This is a genomic window from Sunxiuqinia rutila (assembly GCF_050589705.1).
Lineage (GTDB): Bacteria > Bacteroidota > Bacteroidia > Bacteroidales > Prolixibacteraceae > Sunxiuqinia > Sunxiuqinia rutila.
Window position 1 is genome coordinate 1 of sequence record NZ_JBNGOT010000002.1, and the last position, 24,579, is coordinate 24,579.

Genomic DNA, 24,579 nt, shown 5'->3' on the forward strand with positions numbered 1-24,579 from the left:
CCTAACCCGCTTTTTCGATTATTCCAAGCACTTGAGACGCATCATGTACACCACCAATACCATTGAAGGATTCAACAAACAGATACGACGGGTTACTAAGCGCAAAGGCGCATTCCCCAGTGATATGGCCTTAATGAAGATACTTTATCTGGCTCAACAACAAATAACAAAAAACTGGGTCAGCAAACCTCCTTACTGGGGGCAAGTAAAACAAGAACTGATTATCAAATTTGGAGAACGATGCAAACTAAAACTCTAATAGCAAAAAATACAATTGACACAGTTTAATGAACATTACCCATTTGGGATATCATGGAAAGGAAAAATGGCCTTTGCAGCGTGGGTTCGATCGCTTTTATGGAATAATTTCGGGGGGAGCCAATTATTTTAATCCGAAGGCTCCCAGAGGATTGACTTTGGATAACGATCCCATTGAGCCAGAAAGTGATTATTACATTACCGATGCTTTTACCGATTACGCTATTCAGTTTATTGATGAATCGGATGCAGACAAACCCTACTTCCTGTATCTGGCTTACACCAGTCCCCATTGGCCTTTACATGCCTTGCAGGAGGATATTGATAAGTATCGTGGCAAATATATGAAAGGGTGGACCGAAACCCGGAAAGCTCGTTTGGAGAAAATGAAGGCCATTGGATTACTTCAGCAGGATGTTGATTTGTCAGATCAGGCAGGGCCTGATTGGGATTCTTTGTCAGAAGAACAAAAGGAGGAGATGGATTTGCGAATGGCTATTTATGCGGCTCAAATTGATCGGATGGATCAGAATATCGGCAAGTTGGTCGAATCTCTGGAAGCACGTGGTGATCTGGAGAATACTCTTATTCTCTTTTTATCCGATAATGGTGCTTGTGCCGAAGGGGGAATGCTAGGAGGGGGAAAGGCTGACGACCTGGAAAGTCAACGAGGTTTTGTCCTCTCTTATGGAGAGGCTTGGGCTAATGTTTCCAGTACGCCTTTTAAACGCTATAAACACTGGGTGCACGAAGGGGGAATCAATACACCATTGATTGTTCACTGGCCTAATGGAATTTCTTCGGTTAAAAATGGTCAGTGGGTAGAAGAATATGGATTTTTGCCAGATATACTTGCCTCAATCAGAGAAGTGACAAAAGCCGATTATCCCCAAAGCCATCAAGGGAACCAGATTCAGGAATTGGTGGGTAAAAGCATTTTTCCGACAATCAGCCAGGATAAACCAATTCATACAGAACCTATTTTCTGGGAACATGAGGGGAATAAGGCTGTTCGTCTGGGTAGGTTTAAGTTGGTTTTGGCATGGAGCAACAACCATGAAAAGTGGGAATTGTATGATATGGAAGCGGATCCGGCAGAATTACATGATCTTTCCGGTCGATATTCGGATAAAGTTGATGAGATGAGAAAAATGTGGGAGGAGTGGGCCTTGAATCATCGAGTTGAAGACTGGAGAAAAGTGCACGAATTGGAGAGGAATCCAAGTAAGCGATAACAATTTCGATAAAATGAATTTTAATTAACTGAATCATGCAACTATTCCTTTTTCTATTATTAGCTTTTTCTTCAGGAGATGGCGATATAGTTACGAGTTCCCTGTCAAAACCTAGGGAAATAAAGGCTGCTTTATTGGCTCATGATCGTGCCATTCATGTAAAAGATGGCTGGATACGTGATCCCTATCTGGTGAAGGGACCAGACAACTTTTTCTATCTTACCGGAACGACTCAGTCCTCGCAGCAGGAAGAGACAGAACAGACGAAATACAACATCGGACTTGGGGATTCGAGCCTTGTTGGTTATGAACTTCAGGCTTGGAGAACGAAAGACTTCATTACCTGGGAATCTTTGGGAGTTCCTTATACACTGGAAGATGGTGTTTGGTTCAGGACAAAGCCCGAAAAGTTTAATTCCACTCCCAAAGAGTCATGGCGGCTGTGGGCACCCGAGTTTTACTTTGTTGACAACAAGGTAGTCGTGGTTCATACGAGTCCCTCTCCTGTTGGTGGGGCAAATATGTCTGTTGCTTCAAGTATTGAGCCTCAAAGGCCTTGGGTTAATCCGATGGGTACAAAGATTGGACGACGACATGATCCTTCTTTGTTTAGAGATGATGATGGTACCTGGTGGATGATTTGGGGAGCCACGTTAATTGCTCCGCTAAAACCTGATCTTTCTTATTTTTCCGGAGAAGCGGTGGAAATTGGTCCTTCAGGAGAAAATAGGAAAATGGGGCATGAGGGATGTTTGATTAGGAAAATACATGGGAAATATGTTCTTTTTGGCACTGGTTGGTCAACAGGAATCATGCGAAAAGGGAGTTATAATCTATATTACGCTACAGCAGATAATATTGAAGGGCCTTATAGCGAACGGAAATTCGTGGGACGTTTTCTGGGGCATGGAACGCCATTTCAAGATGAGGTAGGAAAATGGTGGTGTACAGCTTTTTTTAATGCCAACGTTCCTCCTCTTGCAAAAAAAGACATTCAATCCCGGGATCTGTCTCAAAATGCCTAAACCATCAATGAGCAAGGGGTAACACTTGTTCCTTTAGACGTGAAAATGGTCAACAATGAACTTATCATTCGGGCAAAAGATCCAAATTATGCTAACCCTGGACCTGATGAAGCACAACAATTTTGAGGGTGAAATAATCTTAAGGTAGATTGATTTTAGGAATCAGAAATGGGGAATCGAGACTTTAAGACTTTACATCAAGAGGCATTGCTGAGTATTTAAAAGTATATCATACTAAAGTTTTCAGGAAATAAAGTATTAATGAAGCATTGTCTTTCTTGATCTAAACTGAAGAAACAGTCAAGGTGCTTCTCTGATTAGATAGCACAGCCAGATGGGGGGATATCACTTGTTGCTGTGGGCTTTCAAAAGAGGTAGGATTACTTGGCTAATGGCTTGAAAGGCAGAATGAAGAAATAACTCCCGAATTTAATTTTATTCTGGCGTGAGTGGATAAGGAGTTCATCTTGTATTTAAGTTACCAGCAATACTATTGTTGATAACCTAAACCAACTAAACTTTAAATCATTTAATTATGCTATTTAAGCATGCCTTTGTAATCGCAGTTCTGGTATTTCTTTTTTCTTGTGAAGAATCTTCCAAACAATTGACTGATTATGTCAATCATTTTTTAGGAACGGCTCCGTTGCAGGATAGTGTTGATGTGGGCTATACTCCACCCAAAGACTGGCGTGTTTGGGCCGGCTTAACCTTCCCGGGAACCTCGCTTCCCAATGCGATGGTTCAGTTAAGTCCGATTACCGAATGGCGCAGCGGTTCCGGCTATGAATACGAAGATGAGAAAATACTGGCTTTTACGCATACCAATAAGGGACACTGGAATCTGTGTCACATTCCGTTTTTGCCAGTCACAGGTGAGGTGGATCCCTACGATTTTGCTTCGGCTTTCAGCCACGAAAACGAGTCGGCCAAACCTGGTTATTACCAGGTTTGGCTGGAGCGTTATAACATTGATGTGGAATTAACTTCTACTTTGCGTACTGGATTTCATAAATATACCTTCGAAGCTAATCAGCCGAAGAAGTTGGTTGCGCAGTTGAATCGTTCCAATGAAAGGGTGAGCGACTGGCAAATTGAGCAACAAGGCGAGCAAGCCTTTCAGGGCTATCAGCAAACCGGTGGCAAAATCTATTTTTACGCACAAGCCAATCATGCCATAAAAGGCATCGAATCGTTGGGCGAAGGACGAGACGAAATCTCGGTAGTGAACTTTAAAGAATCCGATCAGCCTTTGGAAATCAAAGTCGGCCTTTCGTTTGTGAGTACCGAAAATGCCAAAGAAAACCTCGAAGCAGAAGTGGGCTCAAAAAGTTTTTTAGAAGTGAAAAGTGAAGCCAGCCAAACCTGGGAAAACCTACTGTCTAAAATTCAGGTGACCGGTGGAACAGAGCGTCAAAAAGAACTGTTCTACTCTTCACTATACCGTTCGTTCCTGTGGCCGGCTTTGCGTAGTGATGTGAATGGCGAATTTACAGATGCCACCGGGAAGGTGGTACAAAAGAATTTCCGCTACTACACCAATCCTTCATTATGGGATACCTACCGGAACAAGCTGGTGTTGCTGGGCATGCTGTCGCCCGATGTCACTAATGATGTCATTCAGTCCTTGATTGATAAAGGTGAGAAAACAGGTTTTATGCCAACCTTTTTCCATGGCGATCATGCTGCACCCTTTATTTCAGGTTCATACCTGCGAGGTATTCGTGGCTACGATGTACAAAGTGCTTACGAGTTGCTTATGAATAATGCTACGAAAGAAGGCGGCACGCGCCCACATATTTTGGAATACATCGAGAAGGGCTACATTTCGACGCCCGAAGTGGAAAATCCACATGTTGAAACGAAAGCCAAAGCAGGGGTGACAAAAACGCAGGAATATGCCTATGATGACTATTCGCTGGCTGTGTTGGCCAAAGAGTTGAACCGCGAAGACGATTACCAGATGTTAATGAGTCGAGCTTCAAATTATAAAAACCTGTTTGATTCGTCAACCGGATTGATGCGCGGGCGATTGGAAAATGGCGATTGGGTTGCTGAGTTTAATCCGGAATATCCCTATTACGAATACATGTACCGCGAGGCTAATGCGTGGCAGTCTGCTTTCTTTGCACCACATGACACCGAAGGATTGATCGGTTTGTATGAGAGCAAGGATGCGTTTGAGCAAAAGCTCGATCAGTTGTTTACAATTCCCTGGAACGGTAATTATATTGCACGCAATGTTTCATCTTTTATCGGTCAGTATTGCCATGGAAATCAACCTGCTCATAGTTTCCCATTTCTTTACCATTTCGTTGATAAACCTGAAAAGTCGCAGGTGATGCTTGATAGTATTATGAATCATTTTTACGGAATGGGCGAACACGGTTTGGCGCTTTGCGGTATGGATGATGCAGGCGAAATGTCTTCCTGGTATGTGTTTGCGGCCATGGGGATTTATCCTTATTCTCCGGGCGATGCTGAGTATATTGTATCGGTTCCTTTGTTTGATCAGGTTACTATTGAGCTGGATAATGAAACCTATTTTACGATTCATAAAGTGGGTGCTGGTCGGAAAATGACCCAGATAAGTTATGATGATGAACGACTTGACGGGTATTTTATTTCACATGGCAACTTGAAGAAAGGGAAGAAGCTATTTATTACAACCGAATGATTTTTTGAATTTTAATATTGAAACTGAAAAATGAAAACGAACAATCTTATAATTCTATTAGTGGTGCTATTAATTGGTGTGAGCTGCAATAGGCCGATTTTAAAAGGATCTCCTGAGATTAAACTTAATCCGGAGAATTTCCAGAAGACTGTTGATGGGAAGAGTACTGACCTGTTCTTTCTGAAGAATGGAAATACGGCTGCAGCAATTACTAACTATGGAGGACGCATTGTTAGTCTGTTAACACCCGATAAAACAGGTGAATATGCTGATGTCGTATTGGGGTTTGGCTCGATCGATGGGTATTTAAATGCAAAAGAAGTGTTTCATGGAGCATTAATTGGACGAGTCGGAAATCGAATCGCAAAAGGAGAATTTGAGTTGCAAGGAAAAATATATACACTTCCTTTAAACAATGGTGTAAATCATCTGCACGGAGGTCCTAAGGGGTTTCATAATGTTGTGTGGGATTTAAAAATGAAGACTGATTCGTCTGTTACGTTGACTTACTTATCAAAAGATGGAGAAATGGGCTATCCGGGGAACCTGGCAGTTACTGTTCAGTATACGCTGACAACATCCAATGCATTGAGAATTGATTATAAGGCAACGACTGATAAAGCTACACCTGTGAACTTGACGAATCATGCCTTTTTTAATTTGGCAGGTGAAGCAAGTGGTACAATTAACGATCATCTGTTAACGATAAATGCTGATTATTATACTCCTGTTGATTCAACATTGATTCCTTATGGAAAGAATGAATCGGTTGAGGGCACTCCATTTGATTTTAGAAAAAGAAAACCGATTGGACAGGATCTGCATTTTCAGAAGACAAACGAGCAACTGAACAATGGCCTTGGCTACGATCATAATTTTGTCTTGAATAAAGAGAGTCGGGGAGAAATGACATGGGCTGCATCCGTCTACGAGCCGGTGAGTGGCCGGAAAATGGAGGTCTTTACAAAAGAACCTGGACTCCAGTTTTACGGAGGAAATTTCATGGATGGGGCTGATGTTGGGAAATATGGAAGATCATTTGACTATCGGGAATCATTGGCATTGGAAACTCAACACTTTCCAGACAGTCCCAATCAAGCACTATTTCCATCAATTATCCTGAACCCGGGTGAGGAGTATAATACATCCACCATTTACAAGTTCAGTGTTGAATAGAAATGATAGCAAATAGAATATGAAACTTTTACAAATCAATATTGCAACTTGTGTTTTGGTGTTGTTTATTGCGATAGCGTGTAGAGATGCAGCATCTAAAAATAGTTCGCACACCTCTTCGAAAGAGAGTATTACTTTGTCTGGAGAAAACCTTCGGCGAGCAATGGCGCTAACCGACAGTGCAATCGTTGCTCACTTTACAGGGAAAGAGATGGCGATGGCCAGGTTTTATAACCCATATACCGGCGTACGTTCAGAAGAAAAAGGGAGCATTTGGATGTATACGAGTGCTATTGAGGCCATAAATGCAATTCTTCATGGGCTTGAAGCTCAAAAATCAGAAGGAGATGTATCGCTTTACAATGCAAATTTTGAGCGTTATGTGCAATTATTGCACTCGTTGTATGAAAATGCTGATTATTATTTAGGGACTTTTGAGTTGACATCCTATACTCAAACTCGAAAGTGGTCGGTATACGGAGTAAATCGGCACAATGTAAAGGGAGCTGCAAAGGTTGCGGGAATCGAGAACGTTTATGATGATCAAATGTGGTTGGTTCGTGAGCTGATTGAAGCTTATAGACTTACGAAGAATGAAGTCTACTTACAGAAAGCTGAATATCTAACTGAATATATTCTGGATGGATGGGATTGTACTCGAGATGGTCATGGAAATGAAATTGGAGGAATAACGTGGGGGCCGGGTTATGTAACTAAACATGCTTGTAGTAATGCCCCAATGGTAAGTCCCTTAGTTTGGTTATCTGAATTGTATAAAAACAAACCAGACGAAATTACCTACAACTTTATTGATGCAAAGGATAATAAAACCCGTCAAACCATCTTGGTTAAAAAAAGCGACTATTATCTCGAATTTGCAAAGAAAATTTATCATTGGCAGAAAGAACATTTGTTACGAGAAGATGGTGTATATGATGATATGATGGGAGGGTGTGTTCCTGGCACTCCTGAAACAGAGATTGTAAATGGCACTGTTTTTCGTAAAGGGATTGTTTGTCGCGATCGTGTAGGGCCTGCTATTACTTACAACAGTGGAACCATGCTTTCTGGTGCCACAGATTTGTATCGTGTGACAAATAATGAACATTACCTTGATGATGCAAGAAAATTAGCCGATGCCAGCTTCAACTATTTTGCAAAACCAGAACAAACTTTACCTGGATACTACACATACGACACCAGTGGTTTTCGAAACTGGTTTAACGGTGTATTGATGCGAGCTTATGTTGATATTTTCCCGGCATATGATAATGTTGAAAAATACATCGATAGTTTCCAAAAGATCTTGGATTATGGATATGAAAACTTCCTTTTCAAGGGGGTTCTTCCTACAAACTTGTTGGCTGGCTGGAACTCTGAGCATGATAAGAATAACACAGAAGCCATGTTCAGTTTTGCTTTTGCTGCTGAATATGCAGTCTTATCAAGCTATGAACTCCAAAAATAATGCTAAATCAGAGAATAATACTAAATCAGAGAATAATGCTTATGAGGAAAGATCGGTTTCTAAAGGTCTCACAATCTTTAAGTTTGAATAAGTCAAACCTAATAATGAAACAAATTAAAATTAGTTTAAGTGAATTGGCGCTTGTAATGCTTTTGGGGCTAATAACCTTTTTTACTGGGTGTCAGCCGGCAAAAGAACAGCTGAAATTTGACAACCCGTTGCCCGTTGAATTTGGGGATCCATATATTCTGAAAGCATCGGACGGGATGTATTACATGGTCGGCACCGGAGGTGTGAAGGATGGCTTCAAAATGTATTCGTCGACCGATTTAAAGAGCTGGAAAGACGAAGGCCGTATTTATCAGGGGAACACAGATGACTCATGGAATATTGCCAATTTTTGGGCTCCTGAATTGTACGAAAAAGACGGGAAGTTTTATTTGCTGTTTAGTGCCGACTGGCGTGAAAATCCCACCAACGAACTCGAAAACTTTCGTATCGGAGTGGCGGTTTCCGACAAGCCAACTGGTCCTTACACCGACCTGATGGATCGACCGATTTTTGATCCGGGATATCCTGTTATTGATGGAAACCTTTGGTTTGAAAACGACAAAGTTTACCTGTATTATTCGCGATGTTGCTATAAAAATCCGGTAGAAAGCGAAGTGGCCGACTGGGCTCGTGAGAAAGGGATGTTCAAGGAGATTGAAGAGAGCTGGATTTACGGGGTAGAACTTCGGGCTGACTTTTCTGGAATTATCGGAGACCCCAAACTATTGCTGCGTCCACCGGTAAAGATGGACGACCAGCAGGCCGAGTGGGAAAGCCGTTCGGTAACTTCGGGTGAAGTAAACCGCCGCTGGACCGAAGGTTCTTTCCTGCTGAAAAACAAGGATACCTACTACATTATGTATTCGGCCAATTACTTTGGCGGAAAAAACTATGCAGTGGGTTATGCCACTTCCGATTCACCCTTAGGGCCTTTTCAAAAGGCAGCTAACAACCCGGTTTTACAAAAAAATGTGGAACAGGGAGGAGTAGTAACCGGCACCGGGCATAACTCGGTGACACTGGCTCCCGATGGGGAAACATTGCTGTGTGTGTATCACGGAAGAACTTCGAAAACGGGTGACGAACGGGTGGTTTTCATCGATCCGATGGAGATTGACACGAATGGAAAACTGATTGTTTATGGACCGACGACAAAAGAAGAAAAACGATGAAAAAAGGTTGGATCGTTAATAAAAAATAGTTCAGAAAATACAACATGAAGCATATTTTTACATTAATAGTTGCCGCCTTGTTTTTTACGGCTTGTGCGGCACCTCAGAAAGAAAGGAAGCAGGCAGCTTATCAAAATCCGGTTATTAAAGGAGATTTCCCCGACCCTACAATTATTAGGGTGGGGGATGTGTATTATGCCGCGGGCACCAGTAATGATTTTGCACCCAATTATCCGCTTTACGAATCAAAGGATCTGATCAACTGGACGCGAATTGGTGCCGTCTTTAGCGAACCGCCCGCTTGGTCTTCAGAAGATTTTTGGGCCCCCGAACTGTATTATAAAAACGGAACTTTTTTTGTGTATTACACCACCAAAAGAAAAGACACCGGAATTGCTTGCATCGGAGTGGCAAGTACAAAAAATATTTATGAAGGATTTACCGATCACGGAATTATCATCGAATGGGGGGACGAGGCCATTGATGCTTTTGTGTTTCAGGATGAGGATGGTAAGTTCTACATTACCTGGAAAGCATATGGCTTGACCGAAGGCCGCGAAATTGAAATCTTAGCTTCTGAATTAAGCGAAGACGGATTGAGTTTAAAAGGTGAGTATTTTTCGCTGACCGATCAATCAAAAGGCTGGAAAGGCCCTGGACACGAAGGCCAGTGTCTGATAAAACGCAACGGCTATTATTACCTCTTGTATTCGGCAGGTGGTTGCTGCGATAATCGCTGCGATTACCATGTTATGGTGGCGCGTTCTAAAAATTTAAGAGCGGGCTGGGAACAAAATCCGGAACCTATTTTGCAGGGAGGAGAAACCTGGCGTTGCACGGGGCATGGAACGTTGGTGAATACTCCCGACGGACGGTATTTTTACATGTATCATTCATACAATGCCATCGATTTTGAGTTTATCGGGCGGCAGGGAATGCTGGATGAAATGTTCTGGAACGAAGAAACGGGCTGGCCATACTTTAAGAATGGCACGGCCTCGGTAAGTGCGCCGGTTCCGTTTGAAAATAAAGTGCAAAGAATTGATTCCGTTTTTACAGACGATTTCTCAACTGACGAATATTTATCGTTTCTGGAATGGGACATAATAGGAGTGAAACCTGATGCGAAAGTAGCAGACGGTGAACTGATAATTACTCCGCAGGAAAGCGGTATTTCTTTCTTGGGACTGCGCCCCGAAAAAGGGAATTATGAGCTGGTAGCAGAAGTAATTCCAGCAAAAGGACGAAATGGAATCGGTATTTATAGCAACACAAATTATTTGTTGAGCCTTGCAGTTGACCAGTCAGGCTTGGTGCTTTACCAGGTGAAAAATGGCGAAGAGCAAATTCTTTCAGAGATGGCATTGAATAAACCTGCGTCAGTGTTCTTAAAGTATGAAGCTGTTTCCGGACGCTACTTTCAGTTCCTCTGGTCGGAGAACGGTGAAGACTGGATTCCGGTACAGGTGGATCAGCAACAACTGGTTGACGGGACCTTTCTGGCTCAATGGGGATTTTCTCCCCGCGTTGGTTTTATTACCAAAGGAAGCGGTAAAAACGCATTCCACTTTTCATCAGTAACAATAAAGTATCACTATAATTAAAAATTAAAGGAAAATATGACTATGCACAAGATTTCGCATCTTATACTTCTGTCCTCATTTATTTTGTCGTGCCTCACGGGAATGGCGCAAAAAAGAATGGGCAACAACCATAATCCGGTTTTTGAAGGCTGGTATGCTGATCCCGAAGGAATTGTTTTCGGTGATAAATACTGGATTTTTCCGACCTATTCCGCTCCATACAACGAACAGGTTTTTATGGACTGTTTTTCTTCAAGTGACCTGGTAACCTGGGAAAAGCACGAACGGATTATTGACACTACCGAAGTAAAATGGGCCTGGCGTGCGATGTGGGCACCGGCGATTGTTCAGAAAGATGACAAGTATTTTCTGTTTTTTGCAGCCAACGATATTCAAAGCGATAACGAGGAAGGCGGAATCGGGATTGGCGTGGCCGATCAGCCCGAAGGCCCCTATAAAGACTACCTCGGTAAACCATTGTTAGATAAATTTCACAACGGCGCTCAGCCCATCGATCAGTTTGTTTTTCAGGATAAAGACGGTCAATACTATATGTTTTACGGCGGCTGGCGGCATTGCAATGTTGCCAAAATGAAGGACGATTTTACCGGGTTTGTTCCTTTCGAAGATGGTACCACTTTTAAGGAAATTACACCCGAAGGCTATGTGGAAGGCCCGTTTATGTTTATCCGCAACGGCAAGTATTATTTTATGTGGAGCGAAGGCGGCTGGACAGGTCCCGATTACAGCGTGGCTTATGCCATTGCCGATTCGCCCTTTGGTCCGTTCAAAAGGATCGGAAAGATTCTGAAGCAAGATCCGAATGTGGCAACTGGAGCGGGGCATCATTCCGTGATTCAAGTTCCCGGGACGGATGAATATTACATTGTGTATCATCGCCGGCCTTTGGGCGAAACCGACGGAAACCACCGCGTAACCTGTATTGATCGCATGTATTTTGACGAGAACGGCCTTATTAAACCGGTAAAAATTACTTTTGAAGGAGTGCCAAAAAGGAAATTAAAGTAATGACGGATTTTATCTAAGAGAGCTTTGTAAATAAATATTTAGCGAATGAATAGCTCCGTTCTCGAATAGTAGTTTAGCATGGGGTATAAAAAATCAATGAATCGATTTGGAGATGTTACAGAAGTACCTAGTGCAGAATACTTGGCAATGACAGAATTGCCAGACAGTCAGGCTGGAAAATTGCAGGATCGTCTATTTTCAATGGGGTTAGACAAAAATACGGTTGTAACTGATTTACTATTGTGGCGATTATCTTGATACGGATGGCTTTTCTGTCGTATAGAATAAATCCTATAGTAAACTAATTTTAGGGGAATAAATTGAATTGTGTCATAACAAGACTAATGCAGGCGAGTCGAATAATTTATCAACAGTAAAATCTCAACTGGCAGACAGTCTTCTTCGCGAATTGAAAAACTGGCTAAAATCGGTACATGCAAAACTTCCGACAAAAAATGAGAACCCGGATTTGGATACCTGATTTAAATACAAGGCTCGATAATTATTACTAAACAATAACAGAAATGAAGCTGATTCTGATACTAAGTATTACTTTCTTTTTGGCGTATGGTTGTGCTCAAAAAGATAAAAACACAAAAGAAGGTAATAAACCCAATGTAGCCATTATTTTTATTGATGATATGGGCTATGGCGATTTAAGTTGCTATGGTGACACGATAGTAAAAACACCTAACATTGATGCCTTAGCTAGTCAGGGAGTTCGATTTACAAACTTCTATGTAAATTCCCCAATTTGTTCCCCATCACGTGTCGCATTAAATACCGGGACTTACCCAATGAGGCATAAGATACATTCCTACATTGCTGGCTCAAGAGAAAACGAAAATCGGGCAATGGCCAATTATCTCGATCCTTCAGTAATGACACTTGCTCGTATCCTGCATAACAATGGTTACGCAACAGGTCATTTTGGTAAATGGCACATGGGCGGAGGCAGAGATCTTGGCGATGTTCCATATCCTACTGATTATGGCTTCGATAAATCATTGGTTTCTTTTGAAGGAATTGGAGACCGGGTTTTATTTCCCGACGATGGATTAAGTAAAGCAAGTGCTAAACTTGGAAAAGGAAATATTGTATGGGCGCCAAAGCATGTTTCAACTTCTATTTATATCGACAGTGCCCTAACTTTTATACGGAATTGCGACGAACAACCATTTTACATCAATTTGTGTCCGAATGATGTGCATGATCCTCATTTGCCTCCTTCTGTCAGTGTTGAAAAATGGAAGAAAGTAACTAAAAATCCTTGGGAACAAAAGTTTTTTGCGGTTCTGGAAGAATTGGATAAACAAGTTGGCCGTTTTATTACAGAGCTGGATAAAATGGGCAAGCTCGAAAATACCATAATATTGTTTGCGAGTGACAACGGACCAACCGATTGGCCTCATTATTATAAGGAAAGAAGTTACCCTGAAGCCTACGACGGAGAACTTTATGCTCCCGGCTTTACCGGTGGATTGTCGGGACGAAAGTGGAGCTTGTTCGAAGGGGGGATTCGCGAACCGTTTTTTGTATTCTGGAAAGGGCACTTTCCATCCAATCAAGTCGATAATGAAACAGTTGTAGCTGCTATGGATATTTTTCCTTCTATCTGTTCGTTACTCGGAATTGAACCTCCAAAAGAAATAGACGGAACCGATAAAAGCAACGCTTTCAGAGGGAATATGATGACCGAAACTCCTGCGGTAATGTGGGAATATGCAAGTAATCCCGGAGGATCTATTTTACCAGGAAATAAAGACAATATCTCGCCAAATCTTGCTATACGAAAAGGGGACTGGAAACTACTTATGAATACAGACTCTACCAATGTAATGTTATTTAACTTGATAGATGATCCCAAAGAGAGTAATAATCTTGTTGATGAAAATGTAGATTTGGCTGGGCAACTTGCATCAGATCTGCTATCGTGGCGAAGAAAAATGCCTGTTGAGATGGTAACTTTTAGGCATAAGTAGGTGAAATATCATCAGAAAGTAATCAAATCACCATAGTAACAATAATAAATACATTTTTATGAATAAGTTTTTTGCAGTTAATGTTTTAGGAATAATCTTGACCGGATTAGTGTTTTGCTCGTGCAGCACCCAGTCAGAAATCCAAAAGGAAGAAGCTGGGCAGGAGTTCCGCGCGCCGGCTTACCCGCTAATAACAATTGATCCTTATACCAGTGCTTGGTCAATGTCCGACCAGTTATTCGACACGCCGGTAAAACACTGGACAGGTAAAAATCACTCGTTGATTGGCGTGGTTCGTGTTGATGGAGAAACTTATCGTTTTCTAGGTAAAGAAGAAATTCCGCTCGAGCCGGTTGTTCCGAGCGCGAAATTCGAAGCCTGGGAAGGAAAATACCTTACCAAAAAGCCCGCATCAGGTTGGGAAAAACCGGGTTTTAACGCTGCATCGTGGAAAAGTGGAAAAGCAGCATTTGGAACACCAAATACCGCAGAAACGGCTACGCCGTGGGAAACCGAACATATCTGGGTACGCCGCGAATTTACTATGCCTGAAGTAAACAGCGAAAGTGATTTGTACCTGGTTTATTCGCACGACGACGATTTTGAATTATATCTTAATGGAAAAGAAATTATAAATACCGGGAACCGTGCCAAAAGCAATGTTGTGATGAAGTTGGATAAAAGCTTACTGAATATTGGTGGCGAGAATACGATCGCGGCTCATTGCTGGGATCGTGGAGGTTTGGCTTATGTTGATTTTGGAATTTTTAAAGAAAGCGACATCCAACCTGTTTTTGCGCAAACAGCAATTCAAAACAGTGTGAAAATTACGGCTACGCAAACCAAATACGATTTTACCTGTGGCCCGGTTGATTTGCGTGTTGAATTTGTTTCACCGCTGTTGATGGACGATTTGGATCTGCTTTCGCGCCCGGTAAACTACATTAATTACGAAGCAGTTTCAACCGACGGAAAATCGCACCACGTAGAAGTTTATTTTGAAGCCACTCCAGAGTGGGCTGTTAACGAGTTAAACCAGGAAGTAGAAGTAACAAATGGAAAAAACGGTATCATCAACTTCTTAAAAACAGGAACTACTCAGCAACCTGTTTTGGAAAAGAAAGGCGACAATGTGCGCATTGATTGGGGATATTTCTACCTGGCATCGCCTGACAATGAAGACAAAGCGCTGGCAGTTGGCGACTTTTCAGATATGAAAAAAACATTTGTTGAAAGCGGAAAACTGATGTCAGGACAAGATAAAACCACTGCTGTTCTTTCAAAAGAAATGCCTGTTTTGGCGTGTGCTGAAGTTTTCGAAAATGTTTCTGCCAAGCCGGCCAAAGGTTATGTAATGCTTGCTTACGATGATATCGAATCCATTCAGTATTTTGGCGAAAACCTGAAAGCATGGTGGACAAAAGATGGTCAGGTGAGTTTTGATCAGGTTTTAACTGCTGCTGTCAACGATTACCAAAGTATTATGGAGCGTTGCGATCTAGCGGATAAAAAGATTTACGACGAAGCTTTGGCTGCAGGTGGCGAAAATTATGCACGTTTGTGTTTGCTGGCTTACCGTCAGGCAATTGCGGCACACAAATTGGTGAAAGATACTGAGGGAAATATTCTTTTCCTTTCAAAAGAAAACTTTAGCAACGGATCAATTGGGACCGTTGATGTTACTTATCCGTCGGCACCTTTGTTCCTGAAATACAACCCTGAGTTGTTAAAAGGAATGCTGAACCCGATTTTCTATTATTCTGAAAGCGGAAAATGGACCAAGCCTTTTGCAGCGCACGATGTTGGTACTTATCCGAAAGCCAACGGACAAACTTACGGAGGCGATATGCCGGTTGAAGAATGTGGTAACATGCTGATTCTGACAACGGCCATTGCCGATGTGGAAGGAAATGCTGGTTATGCAGCCGAGCACTGGGAGGTATTAACCACTTGGGCGGACTACCTGATGGAAAACGGACTTGATCCGGAAAATCAGCTTTGTACCGACGATTTTGCTGGTCACTTTGCACACAACGTAAACCTTTCCGCAAAGGCAATTATGGGAATAGCCGGTTATGGAAAACTGGCCGAAATGTTGGGTAAAACTGATGTCGCTGAAAAATATACTTCCGAAGCAAAAAGTATGGCGCAGGAGTGGATGAAAATGGCTGATGACGGCGACCACTATCGCTTAACGTTTGATAAACCAGGAACCTGGAGCCAGAAATACAACATTGTATGGGATAAACTACTCGGCCTTGGAATTTTCCCCAAAGAAGTGGCTCAAACAGAAATTGCTTATTACCTGACCAAACAGAACACATACGGTTTACCGTTGGATAACCGCAGAACGTATACTAAATCAGACTGGATTGTATGGATAGCTACTTTAGCTGACGATACCGAAACTTTCCAGAAATTTATCGATCCGGTATATGCTTTTGTTACTAAAACGCCTGATCGTGTCCCGATGACCGACTGGTACGAAACACCAACAGCAACGCAGGTTGGATTCCAGGCTCGCTCGGTAGTAGGTGGTTATTTTATTAAAATGCTGGAGAAAAAATAAGAAAGCAAAGATAGGGAACCCCATTATGCGTTTTATTTGTTTTCCGCAACCAATTTTTGATTTGGTCCCTCAAAAAAACAAAAGCGCTTAAGTAATTGAATTTAAGCGCTTTTGTTTTAATTTGAATCTCTAAAAGTGCCCAGAACAAGACTCGAACTTGCACGACCAAAAGCGGTCACCAGCCCCTCAAGCTGGCGTGTCTACCAATTTCACCATCTGGGCAATAAACTCTGTATTCGAACCAATTTTTTGATTGCTTACAATAAGCTATTTGGTGATTCGGCTTTTCGTTAAAAGCGATGCAAATATAAAAAAATTGTCTTTGTTTTGTCTGCTTTTAAGAGGAATTATTCGATCTCCAGTGGCGAAAATTTGTCAATCGTTAAATTCGCTCAATAGCTGGATGCTATAAGACGATGATATCAAAAGGGATAGTGGTTGTTTATAAATTGATCTTTATTTTTGTTTTGCAAACGATTACTTATAAATTTTGCTTTTCGAAGTAAAAAATCCCAAAAGATCCTGCACAAACAGGAAGATGTGTGCAGGATCTTTTATAGTTTTGAATTATTATGAAGTTGCCAGATAAATTTTTACCAGAGACGTATCAGGAACATCCGAGACATTACGTGGCAGTGGACTGTGTCATATTTGGTTATGACAAGGGAGAACTGAAACTGCTTTTATATCCGCGTAGTTTTGAACCATCAAAAGGGGACTGGTCACTGCCGGGTGGTTTTATTCAGGAAAATGAATCGTCTGACCAGGCTGCTGAGCGTATTTTAAAGAAAACGACCGGCCTGGATAATATCTTTATGGAGCAGGTTGCGGCTTTTACAAATCCCGACAGGGAAAAGGCAGCCAGAGTGATTAGCTTGGCTTATTATGCGCTTGTACAACTTGATCGGTACGATGAAAGCCTGCTGAAAGAATATGGTGCAGCTTGGTATTCGTTGTTTGAAATGCCAAAACTGATTTTTGATCATTCCGAAATGGTGGAACAAGCTTTGAGCAAATTGCAGGTTAAGGCAGGGGCTCATTTGGTGGGTGCTGCGCTGTTGCCAGAGATGTTTACGCTTACTCAGTTGCGTCATTTATATGAAGCCATTTTTCAGCGTGAATTGGATCCGGGGAATTTCAGAAAGAAGATATTGTCGCTTGGAATCTTAAAACGATCGAATACGAAAGACACCAGTGAATCGAAAAAAGGAGCTTATTTATATACCTGCCTGGAAAAAAGCAGCCAGGAAATGGCTATTGGACGCATTGTAAAGCTCTGATGACAGGAAAAAAAGGATAAGTTTACATCAAAATAAAAAGCGGGAGTTTTTAAAACAGACTCCCGTTTTTATTTGGTACTAGAGGCGGTTTTAAATTGGTTCCCAGCCGTTCGTTTAGCTTATGGATAAAGTAAGCAGAAAGCGTTGGCGATTCTTTTTCCAGGTTTTGATGCACAAAAAAGTAAATGTTTTGAAGTCCTTGGTCCACCCATTCTCCAAGCCGTGATACCCAGTCCTCCAATCGCTTGTATTCGCTGGCGGGATGATTGGCACCAACATAGCGCACAAAAGCGGTAGGAGTGGTTAATCGCATGTGCAGCAGATCGCGGCGGCCAGCCGTATCAACCAGAATATTGGTAACACCGTGTTTTTCCAATAAAGAAAAATAGTCATTGGCAATTTGGGGATTGCCAAACCATTCCGGATGGCGAACTTCTGTAGCCAAAGGAATCGCTTTGGGAAATTTTTTGAGGAAGGCTTGAAGCCTGTCAAAATTTTTGTACCCAAAGTTATTGTGCAACTGCAGAAAAACCATGCCGAGCTTTTCCTCTAACTGAATGATATTATCGCAATATTCTTCCGTCAGTTGTTCCACCTTGTTTAAGCGTCGCATGTGACTTATGGACTGCGTTACTTTCGGGAAAAACTTGAAATGAGGAGGTGTTTTGGCATACCAGGTTCTCATTTGGTCGGCTCCAAACATACGGTAGAAAGTGGCGTTTAGCTCAATGGAGTTAAACTGAGTGGCGTAATAAGCCAGTTCATCTTTGGTTCCGCGCGGATAAAATTTCTTTAGATCCTGCCGGTTCCACTTGGCACAACCAACATAAATTTGCAGGTTTTTATTTCCCTTTTCCTTCTTCAGGGTGACGTGGGTATCCGGGTGATCTTGGGGAAGGGTGAAATCTACCTCATCGGGTTGGTCAACTTGTCCAAATTTCATTTTACGGTATGATGATTTTTGTTAGAAATTGAAAGTATCATTTGTTTTCAGGGAGACAGTCGTTTGAACTCCCATTGCCCTTGTTGCCGGTTGTAATAGCGAATCCGATCATGAAGTCTTCCGGGGCGTCCCTGCCAAAATTCAATTTCCAGGGCTTCAACCTGAAAGCCCCCCCAATGTTTGGGCTTGGGGATGACTTTCCCTTCAAACTGTGTTTCCAGCTTGTGGAAGTTTTGCTCCAACTCTTTGCGTCCGTTTACTGGTTGGCTTTGTGCTGATGCCCAAGCTCCCAACTGGCTCTCGCGTGGCCTGGATTGAAAATATGCTTCAGAAAGCGCTTCATCTACTTTGGAAACGACTCCTTTTACACGCACTTGTCGTTCCAGTTCGGGCCAAAAAAAGTTGAGGGCCACCTGAGGATTGGCCTTCATTTGGAGGGACTTGGAACTGCTGTAGTTGGTGAAGAAAATAAAGCGGTCGTCCAGCACTTCTTTTAGCAACACAATGCGGGAATCTGGCATTCCGTCGGATACGGTGGATAAAGTCATAGCTGTCGGCTCATCAACCTCGCTCCTGATCGCCTCCTCCAGCCAACGCTTGAACAGCTCAAAGGGCTGGGCTGGCAAGTCGGTTTCCTCCAGTTTGTGTTTTTGATAATTATTGCGGATATCTCGTAGCATTTACATTTGTTTAAGCATATTTACAAACAAGTTGGAAAAAGGTTTTGTTATTCTTTCATAACCAATACAATTGTAGATATGAAAACCTTATTCTCGTTTATTTTGATTTTGTCGGGTTTTCTGGCTTTAGCAGGAGACTCCAAGTTACAGGTTGGCGATCGTGCCGAGCACACCTCCGTAAAGATGTTGGATGTGTCAGGCGAAAAACTATCGCTTGACGATGTCAGGGATGCCAATGGCCTGGTGGTTATTTTTTCGTCCAATACCTGTCCGTTTGTTAAAAAGTGGGAAGGACGATACAATGGCTTAAAGCAATGGGCTGATGACCACGATGTGGGTTTAGTGGTCTTAAACTCCAATTACAACAATCGCAATGGGGTAGACTCCTATGAAGCGATGCAGCAACATGCCAAGGAACAAGCATACAATTTTCCTTACCTGGTTGATAAAAACAGTTTGCTGGCCAATGCCTTTGGAGGTCAAACCACACCTCATGTTTTCCTATTTGATAAAGATTACAAATTGGTTTACAAAGGGGCCATTGATGATAACTACGATGATGCTTCGAAGGTTAAAAAGGCTTATCTGAAAGCAGCGATTCATAGTTTGGTTGCGGGGGAGGCGATTGCAGAATCAGAAACCAAGCCGGTTGGCTGCAGCATCAAACGAAAACTGGATTAAATACTGAAACCGGAGTAGCTTCTTCGGTTTTTTTATTGAATAAAAATTGAAGTCTTAAGAAAAGGAATGGATGGATAAGAAGGTAAGTTCGTTCTGCCGGGGAAGGGCAGAATGTGTTCCAGAATAGAACTTGGTGTGATACTCCGTTTTTTTGCTTATTTTTCAAAAAAAAGTTAATGGCTATGACCAGTATGAACGCTGATTTGTCCGGTAAAACGATTCTTGTTGTTGAAGATAATGAGGTTAGTGCCAGTTATTTCAAGGCAGCCTTACGCAAGCAAGGGGCTTTATCCATCATGGCCCGGAATGGGGAAGAGGCCATTCAGCTGTTTCGTGAAAACAAACAAATTGACTTGGTACTGATGGATTTGAATATGCCTGAGATGAATGGCTTTGAAGCAACTAAAATGATCAAATCAATTCGCCCCGAAGTGCCGGTTATTGCGCAAAGTGCCTACATTTTATCCGGAGAAGATTCCCGGAGCAAAGAAGCCGGCTGTGATGAGTTTTTGGCCAAACCAATTCGGTTGACGGCCTTGGTCGAGGTGCTGGAGCGCTACTTGGCAAAATGATATTTCTACTGTACGTATTTGCTCCCTCTTTTTAATCAAGTAGCAGGTAGGCCCCAAATTTACTGTTATCCCTAGGCGAGCTGAGTGACACAAAGCCTTTTTGAAGACGAAGATCTGCCATTAGTGGCGGATTTTTTTTTGCCTGTTCTTCCACGAATTTTTTATAACTGATTTTAGGATGGAAATAGGTTTGATACATGCCCTGGCTTTCGGGATGAAGCTTTTGAGAAATTTTTTGACTTAGGATTCCCATATTGAATCGCGGATTAATTTCAAGACAGGCCTGCAATTTTATTTTACCTTCCGTTTCATAGATCAGCGCATCGATGCCTATAAATCCTTGATATTGCTTATAATAGTTGCTTTTTTTGAGCTGGTTCTTCAGCAACTGGGCAACATCTGCCAAGGTTTCTTTTGAAAAATAACGATTGCTGATGCTGGACGAAGGATTGATATGATGACCCTGGTACTGCCCATTGCTATTGGTTTCAAAATAGCTGATACCGTGATAGACCAATTCACCGGAAGCTTTCAATTGAAATTGAAACGATAAGTCTGTTTTCTTCTGAAATAAAGGTTCGGCAACCAGGTAACCCTGCTGATCAAGCATGGTTTTTATCCAGCGTTTGTTGGATTCATTCAACTGTTGTTTCCGAATCACTTGCAGGCCACGTCCACTCGAGCTTAGTGGCGTTTTAAGTACAATCTGTTTATGCTGATTCAGAAATACTTCAATCGCAGGTAAATCCTGAATTAGTCTTGGGCGCTTTTCTTCTTCCGGAAATATATCAAGAGGATGTTCTGCCATCAGTTCATGACAAAAACTAACCGCATGTTTACGCTCAAAAAGATTGCTATTGGCAAGATGGTGGGTCAGATCATCGCGTTCGGCCGGCTGTGTGTAAGCGGATAAATAGTTGCTTTCGGCCGGACTCCAGCCCCAAGGATGGAGGAGGACTGGTTCGTGCTGTACAATTTCCAACGATTCTTTCCGGGACACAATCGAGTTGGCAGGAAGTCCGAGTAAGTTCAGTTGGTTTTTAAAGTCTTCTGAAATCGGGTTTTCTTTCAACACATGGTCATTGGCTGTGGCAAAAAAAAGCATGATGGGAGCAAGCTCTTCCTCAAACTGGCGCAGCAAAGCCGGCGCCTGGTAATAGGGTGAGCCATTGACCAAAGCCAGTTCACAGGTCGGGTTGAAATGGAATATCTTTCGTAAGGTACTCAAAACGGTTTTTATTTTAGATGTCAAAAATAGACATATTCTATCGTTTTAAACTTACTATTTGAGGATAGCTTTTTGATTGGTTGGGCAAACATTTGTTAAACTGATTTTTCGGTTTCAGTTTAAATTCCTTCAGGATTAATGGTATCTTCACCAATGTTTTGTGAAATAAAACTCTAAAAAGGCAGGCTGGTCGAGTTGCTTGCGATTCAGAACAACCGGTTATTAATTAACTTTTTGGTATGAAACTACTCAGCACAATCATGGCGCTGTTGCTGGCTTTAGGGCTGCAAGGACAGCAACTTTCAACAAGCAGCAAGAAAGCAAAAAAATACTTTGAGAGTGCCACCACTGCTTATCACCAGCAGGATAATCAGCAAGCTGTTGAAGAGCTGGAAAAAGCCTTGCGTGCTGATGCCCAGTTTGTAGAGGCCCTGCTGCTTATGGCCGATATTTATGGCGAAATGAAGCAAGACAGTATGCAGGTTGTTGCCTTGGAAAGAGCACTTGCACTTGACTCCGACCAATCGGCTAAAATCAATTATGTGCTTGGAAATACCTGTTACCGGATGGGAAAATACCAACGGGCGCTGGAGGCTTTTCAGGCTTTTTTGTCGGAAGAATCTACTGACCATCCGTTTTATGCCAAAGCTTCGGAAAAAATACCGCTTTGTCGGTTTGCCCTCGACATGCGTGCCCAGGCGATTGAGATGGATGCGGTGAACCTTGGAGATAAAGTCAATTCGGAATACAATGACTATTGGCCCAGCCTTACTGTTGACGGCAAGACGATGGTATTTACCCGACTGATGCCGCCTCAAGGAGCCTCAGCAGCAAGCCGCCATTATCAGGAAGATTTTTACCTGTCGCATTTGAAGGAGGGCGAATGGCAGGAAGCCAAGCCAATGACCACAATCAATACCCGCAATAATGAAGGGGCACAAAGTATTTCTGCCGACGGAAAACTGTTGTTTTTTACGGCTTGTACACGAAATGATGGCTATGGAAGTTGCGATATTTATTATTCCAGAAACCATGGGGGAAGCTGGTCTGTTCCTCAAAATGCGGGCGAGCCGGTAAGCTCCGGAGCCTGGGAGTCGCAACCCTCAATTACAGCGAATGGCGAGTACTTGTACTTTGCCAGCAACCGCAAAGGAGGAAAAGGAGGGATGGATATCTGGCGATGCCGTTTAAACGGATTCAGTCCGACGGGGAGACCGCGCTGGAGTGAGGCTGAAAACCTGGGCGACTCCATTAACACATCGGGCAATGAAACTTCGCCTTTTATTCATGCGGATGGAAAAACCCTTTATTTTGCCTCAGATACGCATTTGGGCTTGGGAGGTTCCGATATTTTCTACGCCACCTTTGATGGAGATTCGGTGTGGCAAAAGCCGGAAAACCTGGGCTATCCAATCAACACCAACAAAGATGAGCAGGGACTGATTGTAAATGCAGCTGGAGAATATGCTTATTTTTCGTCTGATCGGCCCGGTTCTGCAGGGCTGGATATTTACCAGTTTGTATTGCCGCCCAATATTCGTCCAACAGCGGTTTCCTATGTGCAGGGACTGGTGTATGATTCGTTTAGCCATCAGCCTTTGTGCGCCCAAATTGAGCTGATTGATGTGGATGCCAACCGGGTTGTTTCAACCACCGAATCGTGTTGGGAAAAAGGTGAGTTCTTGATGTGCCTGCCTTTGGGAAAAACCTATGCCTTTAATGTTTCCAAACCGGGCTATTTGTTCCATTCTGAGAATTTTGCCTTGAAACAGGTTCGTCAGGTCTCAGACCCGATCTTGCTGGATATTCCTTTGCAAGCCATTGAAATCGGAAATGTTACGGTGCTTCGAAATATCTTTTTTGAAACCGGAAAATACACCTTGTTGAGTCAGTCGAAAGCTGAACTGAATCAGTTAGCTGCTTTTTTGATCAATAATCCGAAAGTAAAGATTGAAATCGGCGGACATACGGATTCGGTTGGTGGCGAGAAGATGAATCAGGAACTGTCGGAAAACCGGGCTAAGGCGGTTTATAATTACTTGCTTGAGAACGGAGTGGACGGTTCCCGCTTAACTTACCAGGGCTATGGCTTTTCAGAGCCGGTTGGCAGCAATGAAACAGAAGAAGGGCGGGCCCAAAACCGCCGGACTGAATTTAAGATTGTAGCTAAAGAGTAAATTACTTCAGGCCAGACAAAATTGAAACTTAAGCTGGTTGCAGAACCGCCCAATAAAGGTTTATTTTTTCTGACCTGAAGGACAATTTCAGGTGTTCTTCCTGGAAAGATTCCCAGGTTAAAGAGACTTCAGGATGGCCTGAATAATATTGTCAGCCCCATCAGCAATTTGATCGATGGTGGAATCCAGCATGTAGCAGGGGGTGCTGTAAACCTTGTATTTTGAATCGAAGATCACTTCGCCATGGGTAGCGTTGGCATGCGTTCCGCCCATACGTTCGATGGCGCCAGCGGTGCCCGAGTCATTTCCAATGGTTACTTTTACATCTTTCAGAATTCGGGTGATTACTGCCGGAGTAATGCATAGTGCTCCAATGGGTTTTTCGGCCTGAACGGTTTGCTCCACAGCCTTTTGAACATCCGGGTTGACTTGGCATTCCGGGCCTTCGAAGGCAAAAGTACAGAGGTTCTTGGCTGCACCAAAGCCACCGGGAAATACCAGTGCGTCAAATGCATGGGCTTGGTAAGTACTTAAATCGGCTATTTGTCCACGTGCTATGCGGGCTGATTCAACCAAGACATTGCGGGTTTCGGGCATTTCCTCTCCCGTAAGGTGATTGATCACATGAGCCTGCTCAATATTGGGAGCAAAGATTTCGTAGCTGGCTCCCTGGCGGGCAATGGCCAGCATGGTTAAGGTTGCTTCATGAATTTCTGCTCCATCATAAACGCCGCTTCCGGAGAGAACGACGGCTATTTTTTTCTTTTCGGACATCGTATTTCATTTTTTAATT

The 24,579-nt window shown here is 42.7% G+C and carries 20 protein-coding genes and 1 tRNA gene; 16 read left to right on the forward strand and 5 right to left on the reverse strand.

From position 1 onward, the window contains the following. The 12 genes from ACRD6K_RS01940 to ACRD6K_RS01995 form a co-directional block, all read left to right on the forward strand. Positions 1-259 (forward strand): transposase (locus ACRD6K_RS01940; RefSeq protein WP_430971852.1); only part of this gene is annotated, 259 nt, incomplete at its 5' end. A gap of 28 nt (positions 260-287) precedes the next feature. Then, positions 288-1,493, forward strand: a complete 1,206-nt coding sequence (locus tag ACRD6K_RS01945) for a sulfatase-like hydrolase/transferase (protein WP_430971853.1) — start codon at positions 288-290, stop codon at positions 1,491-1,493. A gap of 35 nt (positions 1,494-1,528) precedes the next feature. Continuing rightward, positions 1,529-2,518, forward strand: a complete 990-nt coding sequence (locus ACRD6K_RS01950) for a family 43 glycosylhydrolase (protein WP_430971854.1) — start codon at positions 1,529-1,531, stop codon at positions 2,516-2,518. A gap of 535 nt (positions 2,519-3,053) precedes the next feature. After that, the gene (locus ACRD6K_RS01955) at positions 3,054-5,195 is read left to right on the forward strand and encodes a GH92 family glycosyl hydrolase (RefSeq protein WP_430971855.1); all 2,142 of its coding nucleotides are present in this window, start codon (positions 3,054-3,056) and stop codon (positions 5,193-5,195) included. 30 nt (positions 5,196-5,225) lie between these two features. Continuing rightward, a complete protein-coding gene (locus ACRD6K_RS01960) occupies positions 5,226-6,371 on the forward strand; it encodes an aldose epimerase family protein (protein WP_430971856.1) in 1,146 nt (381 codons plus the stop codon). Between the two features lie 19 nt (positions 6,372-6,390). Then, positions 6,391-7,839 (forward strand): glycoside hydrolase family 76 protein, encoded by a 1,449-nt coding sequence (locus ACRD6K_RS01965; RefSeq protein WP_430971857.1) that lies wholly within the window; start codon positions 6,391-6,393, stop codon positions 7,837-7,839. Positions 7,840-7,943: 104 nt separating this feature from the next. Continuing rightward, positions 7,944-9,062: a glycoside hydrolase family 43 protein gene (locus tag ACRD6K_RS01970; protein WP_430971858.1), complete on the forward strand. Its 1,119-nt coding sequence runs from the start codon at positions 7,944-7,946 to the stop codon at positions 9,060-9,062. 44 nt (positions 9,063-9,106) lie between these two features. Beyond that, positions 9,107-10,666 carry a glycoside hydrolase family 43 protein gene (locus ACRD6K_RS01975; RefSeq protein ID WP_430971859.1) on the forward strand — a complete coding sequence of 520 codons (1,560 nt, stop codon included), beginning with the start codon at positions 9,107-9,109 and terminating at the stop codon, positions 10,664-10,666. Positions 10,667-10,762: 96 nt separating this feature from the next. Further along, on the forward strand, positions 10,763-11,674 hold the full coding sequence (locus ACRD6K_RS01980) for a glycoside hydrolase family 43 protein (RefSeq protein ID WP_430971860.1): 912 nt from the start codon (positions 10,763-10,765) through the stop codon (positions 11,672-11,674). A gap of 78 nt (positions 11,675-11,752) precedes the next feature. Continuing rightward, positions 11,753-11,932 carry a hypothetical protein gene (locus ACRD6K_RS01985; protein WP_430971861.1) on the forward strand — a complete coding sequence of 60 codons (180 nt, stop codon included), beginning with the start codon at positions 11,753-11,755 and terminating at the stop codon, positions 11,930-11,932. A 266-nt stretch (positions 11,933-12,198) separates the two neighbouring features. Beyond that, positions 12,199-13,656 carry a sulfatase-like hydrolase/transferase gene (locus tag ACRD6K_RS01990; protein WP_430971862.1) on the forward strand — a complete coding sequence of 486 codons (1,458 nt, stop codon included), beginning with the start codon at positions 12,199-12,201 and terminating at the stop codon, positions 13,654-13,656. Between the two features lie 58 nt (positions 13,657-13,714). Beyond that, positions 13,715-16,225 carry a glutaminase domain-containing protein gene (locus tag ACRD6K_RS01995; RefSeq protein ID WP_430971863.1) on the forward strand — a complete coding sequence of 837 codons (2,511 nt, stop codon included), beginning with the start codon at positions 13,715-13,717 and terminating at the stop codon, positions 16,223-16,225. 136 nt (positions 16,226-16,361) lie between these two features. On the opposite strand, the gene ACRD6K_RS02000 is transcribed toward ACRD6K_RS01995, so the two are convergent. Further along, positions 16,362-16,447: transfer RNA gene (locus ACRD6K_RS02000), tRNA-Leu, on the reverse strand. Between the two features lie 356 nt (positions 16,448-16,803). On the opposite strand from ACRD6K_RS02000, the gene ACRD6K_RS02005 reads away from it, so the two are divergent. Continuing rightward, entirely contained in the window at positions 16,804-17,505 is a 702-nt protein-coding gene (locus ACRD6K_RS02005) for an NUDIX hydrolase (protein WP_430971864.1), read from the forward strand. Between the two features lie 49 nt (positions 17,506-17,554). Here ACRD6K_RS02005 and ACRD6K_RS02010 read toward each other — a convergent pair whose 3' ends face one another. Both ACRD6K_RS02010 and pdxH read right to left on the reverse strand, forming a co-directional pair. Further along, entirely contained in the window at positions 17,555-18,448 is an 894-nt protein-coding gene (locus ACRD6K_RS02010) for a DUF72 domain-containing protein (RefSeq protein WP_430971865.1), read from the reverse strand. A 47-nt stretch (positions 18,449-18,495) separates the two neighbouring features. Beyond that, entirely contained in the window at positions 18,496-19,128 is a 633-nt protein-coding gene (gene pdxH / locus ACRD6K_RS02015) for a pyridoxamine 5'-phosphate oxidase (RefSeq protein ID WP_430971866.1), read from the reverse strand. 78 nt (positions 19,129-19,206) lie between these two features. Between pdxH and ACRD6K_RS02020 the strand changes: the two genes are divergently transcribed. Next, the gene (locus ACRD6K_RS02020; RefSeq protein WP_430971867.1) at positions 19,207-19,809 is read left to right on the forward strand and encodes a thioredoxin family protein; all 603 of its coding nucleotides are present in this window, start codon (positions 19,207-19,209) and stop codon (positions 19,807-19,809) included. A 182-nt stretch (positions 19,810-19,991) separates the two neighbouring features. Then, on the forward strand, positions 19,992-20,381 hold the full coding sequence (locus ACRD6K_RS02025) for a response regulator (RefSeq protein ID WP_299577523.1): 390 nt from the start codon (positions 19,992-19,994) through the stop codon (positions 20,379-20,381). A 31-nt stretch (positions 20,382-20,412) separates the two neighbouring features. Here ACRD6K_RS02025 and ACRD6K_RS02030 read toward each other — a convergent pair whose 3' ends face one another. Continuing rightward, a complete protein-coding gene (locus tag ACRD6K_RS02030; RefSeq protein ID WP_430971868.1) occupies positions 20,413-21,609 on the reverse strand; it encodes a hypothetical protein in 1,197 nt (398 codons plus the stop codon). A 239-nt stretch (positions 21,610-21,848) separates the two neighbouring features. Between ACRD6K_RS02030 and ACRD6K_RS02035 the strand changes: the two genes are divergently transcribed. Continuing rightward, positions 21,849-23,786 (forward strand): OmpA family protein, encoded by a 1,938-nt coding sequence (locus ACRD6K_RS02035; protein ID WP_430971869.1) that lies wholly within the window; start codon positions 21,849-21,851, stop codon positions 23,784-23,786. Between the two features lie 117 nt (positions 23,787-23,903). Here ACRD6K_RS02035 and elbB read toward each other — a convergent pair whose 3' ends face one another. Continuing rightward, positions 23,904-24,560, reverse strand: coding sequence for an isoprenoid biosynthesis glyoxalase ElbB (elbB, locus tag ACRD6K_RS02040; protein WP_430971870.1), 657 nt, complete (start codon positions 24,558-24,560; stop codon positions 23,904-23,906). Positions 24,561-24,579: the final 19 nt, after the last annotated feature.

What these genes read in the sequence shown, in the direction of transcription:
- ACRD6K_RS01945 (WP_430971853.1), top strand. Translation starts at nt 288, where the DNA reads ATGAACATTACCCATTTGGGATATCATGGAAAGGAAAAATGGCCTTTG.
- ACRD6K_RS01950 (WP_430971854.1), top strand. Translation starts at nt 1,529, where the DNA reads ATGCAACTATTCCTTTTTCTATTATTAGCTTTTTCTTCAGGAGATGGC.
- ACRD6K_RS01955 (WP_430971855.1), top strand. Translation starts at nt 3,054, where the DNA reads ATGCTATTTAAGCATGCCTTTGTAATCGCAGTTCTGGTATTTCTTTTT.
- ACRD6K_RS01960 (WP_430971856.1), top strand. Translation starts at nt 5,226, where the DNA reads ATGAAAACGAACAATCTTATAATTCTATTAGTGGTGCTATTAATTGGT.
- ACRD6K_RS01965 (WP_430971857.1), top strand. Translation starts at nt 6,391, where the DNA reads ATGAAACTTTTACAAATCAATATTGCAACTTGTGTTTTGGTGTTGTTT.
- ACRD6K_RS01970 (WP_430971858.1), top strand. Translation starts at nt 7,944, where the DNA reads ATGAAACAAATTAAAATTAGTTTAAGTGAATTGGCGCTTGTAATGCTT.
- ACRD6K_RS01975 (WP_430971859.1), top strand. Translation starts at nt 9,107, where the DNA reads ATGAAGCATATTTTTACATTAATAGTTGCCGCCTTGTTTTTTACGGCT.
- ACRD6K_RS01980 (WP_430971860.1), top strand. Translation starts at nt 10,763, where the DNA reads ATGGGCAACAACCATAATCCGGTTTTTGAAGGCTGGTATGCTGATCCC.
- ACRD6K_RS01985 (WP_430971861.1), top strand. Translation starts at nt 11,753, where the DNA reads ATGGGGTATAAAAAATCAATGAATCGATTTGGAGATGTTACAGAAGTA.
- ACRD6K_RS01990 (WP_430971862.1), top strand. Translation starts at nt 12,199, where the DNA reads ATGAAGCTGATTCTGATACTAAGTATTACTTTCTTTTTGGCGTATGGT.
- ACRD6K_RS01995 (WP_430971863.1), top strand. Translation starts at nt 13,715, where the DNA reads ATGAATAAGTTTTTTGCAGTTAATGTTTTAGGAATAATCTTGACCGGA.
- ACRD6K_RS02010 (WP_430971865.1), bottom strand. Translation starts at nt 18,448, where the DNA reads ATGAAATTTGGACAAGTTGACCAACCCGATGAGGTAGATTTCACCCTT.
- pdxH (WP_430971866.1), bottom strand. Translation starts at nt 19,128, where the DNA reads ATGCTACGAGATATCCGCAATAATTATCAAAAACACAAACTGGAGGAA.
- ACRD6K_RS02020 (WP_430971867.1), top strand. Translation starts at nt 19,207, where the DNA reads ATGAAAACCTTATTCTCGTTTATTTTGATTTTGTCGGGTTTTCTGGCT.
- ACRD6K_RS02025 (WP_299577523.1), top strand. Translation starts at nt 19,992, where the DNA reads ATGACCAGTATGAACGCTGATTTGTCCGGTAAAACGATTCTTGTTGTT.
- ACRD6K_RS02035 (WP_430971869.1), top strand. Translation starts at nt 21,849, where the DNA reads ATGAAACTACTCAGCACAATCATGGCGCTGTTGCTGGCTTTAGGGCTG.
- elbB (WP_430971870.1), bottom strand. Translation starts at nt 24,560, where the DNA reads ATGTCCGAAAAGAAAAAAATAGCCGTCGTTCTCTCCGGAAGCGGCGTT.